The following is a 3,228-nucleotide window of genomic DNA, read 5'->3' on the forward strand; positions in this document are numbered from 1 at the left end:
CAGGCAATGGTATGTGGCGAAGCGGGGTTAATGTAAAGAGTCACAATCAAGAATACACGCGATTCTGCGGTTACTTAAAAGATTGCAAAGTATGCCCACTGCAACAGCAATGCATGCGAAAGCCACCAATAAAAACAGGACGGCAAGTACAGTTTAAAAATGATGAATCACGTAAAAAGCTAAGCTATATCGACAAAATGAAAGTTAAAATAGACAGTCCAATGGGGCGACGGCAGCTTTTTATTGAAGGAATGGCAAACGACTAGGCTGTATAGAGCCTGCTTTCCTCTAAATAAACAGCGGAATATTACAGTCAATAAAGGCATGAACAAATTGACCTTACGCGGACAAACGAAAGTGAATGCGCAATGGCAACTGTATTGCCTTGTTCATAATCTAGAAAAGCTGAGAAACACGATACATTAATAAGGGTAACCCCTTACCACCTTAAATAAGCCACTTAAACACCTGCAATCCCTTCCAAAACACCCACTAAAGCAACAGCAAATCCTCTTTTTATATTTTCACGTGAAAGTCAGTTGTCGATTGAATCAAAATAGGAACTCAGCTATGGTTGAAGCATCAATAAAAATAAATTAAAAACGAGTTATTCTACAGGCTCGTTATATTTAAAACACACGGAGAGAACCTGATACATGTCCGAAGAAGAGCTTAATAAATTAAAGGATAAAATCGGATATATGCTGGATGGTAAAGATTACCATACGAATAAGGAGTATATGCTTTCTGTATCTCAGTATTATAGGTATATGTCTGAGAGCATCGCGTCAGATGACATTCTTATAGATTGCGACAAGGATCTATTAGTAAACTTCGAGGCTATTTATTTATGGCTTCAAGAACAATTGGCTTACGTGCCATCACACTTGAAAGATCAAGTCGAAGAAATATTTAAGACTGCAAAACTATGTGAGCTATTTGCTATTTTATCGAGCTTATCCGACAAAGAGATATGGTCAATAAATAGACGCCGAAGGCTTAATAGTTCTGTTGGAATATTCGCATCATTTTTTAGTCGTCGATCACACTCAGATCTAGAAGAATCCCAGCTAGTGTCTGGATCTCACCTTGTTGAAGCGAAAGTCGCTCTAACAAGATTGTGTCAAGTTACTAAGTTTGCATCTTCTAAAGTAGAAAATGATTTTTACTCTGATGATGGATTTGAAAGCTTTTCCAGTCGCTACAATCCAGAAATGATCAACAAGACCAAAGTGGTTGCGCTAGTTAACCTACTAAAATCTCAACTTTCAGAAGCGGATCAAAATGACGATGTAAGACTGCTTCTAGAAAAGCTTGACGAGGTTGAGAAAGAATTAGGAAAGCGGCGACCACATTGGGGACTTATATTCTCTACCCTTTTTGTGATTTTTGGATTTACGGCCGATTTAAAGACCCTAGATCCAACAATTTATTCCAAACCACATAAAACAATCGAGGCTATATTGTTTAATCTTCATGAGGAGGGCCAAGTTGAAAACAATACGGCATACAATCTTCCTCAACTCCCAACGAAGAAAAATGGTGGGGAGGACAAGTATGCAATATTTAGAAAAGACGAGATTGAACCTGTTGGCGATGATGAGTTGTAAAAAATATAACAAACGCATCAAAATCGACGCTCGTACCTCGCGCGCTTTATGCGGGCGTTGTGGCTGTAGAATTACTCTTTTTTAAGAAAAACAGCCTGTTTTATGGGTTCCAAATGCATTACCTAATGCTTTAAAAGCGCTTAGAGTTAATTACAGGAGCTCGTTTTTTAATTGAATTTGGCTGTTAGAGTTATTCTACAGCCTCGTTATGTGATTCGGCTAGTGTGCCGCAAATAAATATATAATTAATGGAATATCTACAAATGAATAAATTGAGTAAAGAATATTTAGAAGAATGTAAAAACGCTCTTAATGTGGAGCAAACTCACAGCTTATCAACAACAGATAATTGGGCGCATGTTAATAGGGAACTTGTCCATCAAGACTGGGATGTTCTGTATAAAAAATTAGCAGAGTACGCTGATGAGACTGCCGTTGATAATGAAAGTGTTCAAACGTTAATGAAAGAACACTTTGAAATCGCTTGTCGTTTTTATACCCCATCTAAAGAAGCATATATAGGTATGGGAATCTTTTATAAAGAAAATGAAGATATGAAAAAATTCCATAACTCTTACCACCCAGAAATGGTTGACTATTTAGGTGATGCAATAGTTTATTACGCAGGTAATAATTTATAAAATCACATAATCGGGTAGCCGGAGGTCTCTAACCTCCAGCCCCCACACCACCCATCATGCGGGTCCGCAATGGGCGGTTCATCTCCCGTAATGAATATTGATCCAAATATCTCTCAATGACACTAACCCTTGTGACGCTAAGTAGTTATTGCCTAGCGCAATGTTAATTCCTTTTGTTTTTGAGCTTCTACAAGGGCCTTTACTGGTGATACCACAGGCTATGGCGAGTCGCTCGTTAACACCCAATTTCATTAAACTGCGTACTTTGGTACGAGGTTTTCGCCACTGCCGCCAGTAGCACATTCTTATCCTACGGCGGATCCAATGATCTAAATCCACTGTTAGTTGATAAGCGTTGGCTATTAAGTAGTAGTGTCCCCAGCCGCGTAAATACTGCGTGAGTTTATAAATTTGTAAGGTCATTGAGATCCCCCAGTTGCGGTTAGTGAGTTCCCTGACATTTGCTTTAAATTTCTTTAGCGCCTGTTCGTGGATTTGCACTTGACCGTAACGAAAGGTAAACCCGAGAAATTTCGAGCCTGTTACTGGACCGACTCGACTTTTCGATTCATTCACTTTGAGTTTTAATCGCTGAGTGATAAACGCAGTAATTTCCCGTTGGATTATTAGCCCTTCGCTTTTCGTTTTTACTAAAATGATTATGTCATCAGCGTAACGTGCAAACTTAAGGCGCTTGTAGGTTAGCTTCTTATCTAATTCATCGAGTAAAATATTGGAAAGTAAAGGGGATAATGGCCCACCTTGAGGGACTCCTTTGGTTGACTCAAACCACAGACCTGTTTCGCGCTCTGCTACTCCCGCTCGGAGGTATTTACCAAGTAGGCGCATAAGTGCTTTGTCTTTGATTTTACGACCAACACGATTCATCAGCATGTCATGGTCTACTTCATCAAAGAACTTAGACAAGTCGATATCAACCGCTGTTTTATAACCTTGTTTAACACAAGATTGAACAT

5 protein-coding genes are annotated in these 3,228 nt (G+C 39.1%); 4 read left to right on the top strand and 1 reads right to left on the bottom strand.

Annotated features, from left to right (window positions below; translation table 11 throughout):
* From HH219_RS22350 to HH219_RS21410, 4 genes are all read left to right on the top strand, one after another.
* Window positions 1–266: transposase (locus HH219_RS22350; RefSeq protein WP_282960326.1), on the top strand; the 266-nt coding region annotated here is incomplete at its 5' end.
* 58 nt (window positions 267–324) lie between these two features.
* Window positions 325–426 carry a transposase gene (locus HH219_RS22355; RefSeq protein ID WP_152960639.1) on the top strand — a complete coding sequence of 34 codons (102 nt, stop codon included), beginning with the start codon at window positions 325–327 and terminating at the stop codon, window positions 424–426.
* A gap of 230 nt (window positions 427–656) precedes the next feature.
* Window positions 657–1,610, top strand: coding sequence for a hypothetical protein (locus tag HH219_RS22215; RefSeq protein WP_249118587.1), 954 nt, complete (start codon window positions 657–659; stop codon window positions 1,608–1,610).
* A gap of 263 nt (window positions 1,611–1,873) precedes the next feature.
* Window positions 1,874–2,251, top strand: coding sequence for a TipAS antibiotic-recognition domain-containing protein (locus HH219_RS21410; RefSeq protein ID WP_169328567.1), 378 nt, complete (start codon window positions 1,874–1,876; stop codon window positions 2,249–2,251).
* Between the two features lie 78 nt (window positions 2,252–2,329).
* Here the strand turns inward: HH219_RS21410 and HH219_RS21415 are convergent.
* A partial coding sequence (locus tag HH219_RS21415) for a reverse transcriptase domain-containing protein (protein ID WP_211842216.1) occupies window positions 2,330–3,228 on the bottom strand: 899 nt, incomplete at its 5' end.

Origin of the sequence: Pseudoalteromonas sp. NEC-BIFX-2020_015, from assembly GCF_012952265.1 — a bacterium.
In the GTDB taxonomy this organism is placed as follows: domain Bacteria; phylum Pseudomonadota; class Gammaproteobacteria; order Enterobacterales; family Alteromonadaceae; genus Pseudoalteromonas; species Pseudoalteromonas neustonica.

What these genes read in the sequence shown, in the direction of transcription:
- HH219_RS22355 (WP_152960639.1), top strand. Translation starts at nt 325, where the DNA reads ATGAACAAATTGACCTTACGCGGACAAACGAAAGTGAATGCGCAATGG.
- HH219_RS22215 (WP_249118587.1), top strand. Translation starts at nt 657, where the DNA reads ATGTCCGAAGAAGAGCTTAATAAATTAAAGGATAAAATCGGATATATG.
- HH219_RS21410 (WP_169328567.1), top strand. Translation starts at nt 1,874, where the DNA reads ATGAATAAATTGAGTAAAGAATATTTAGAAGAATGTAAAAACGCTCTT.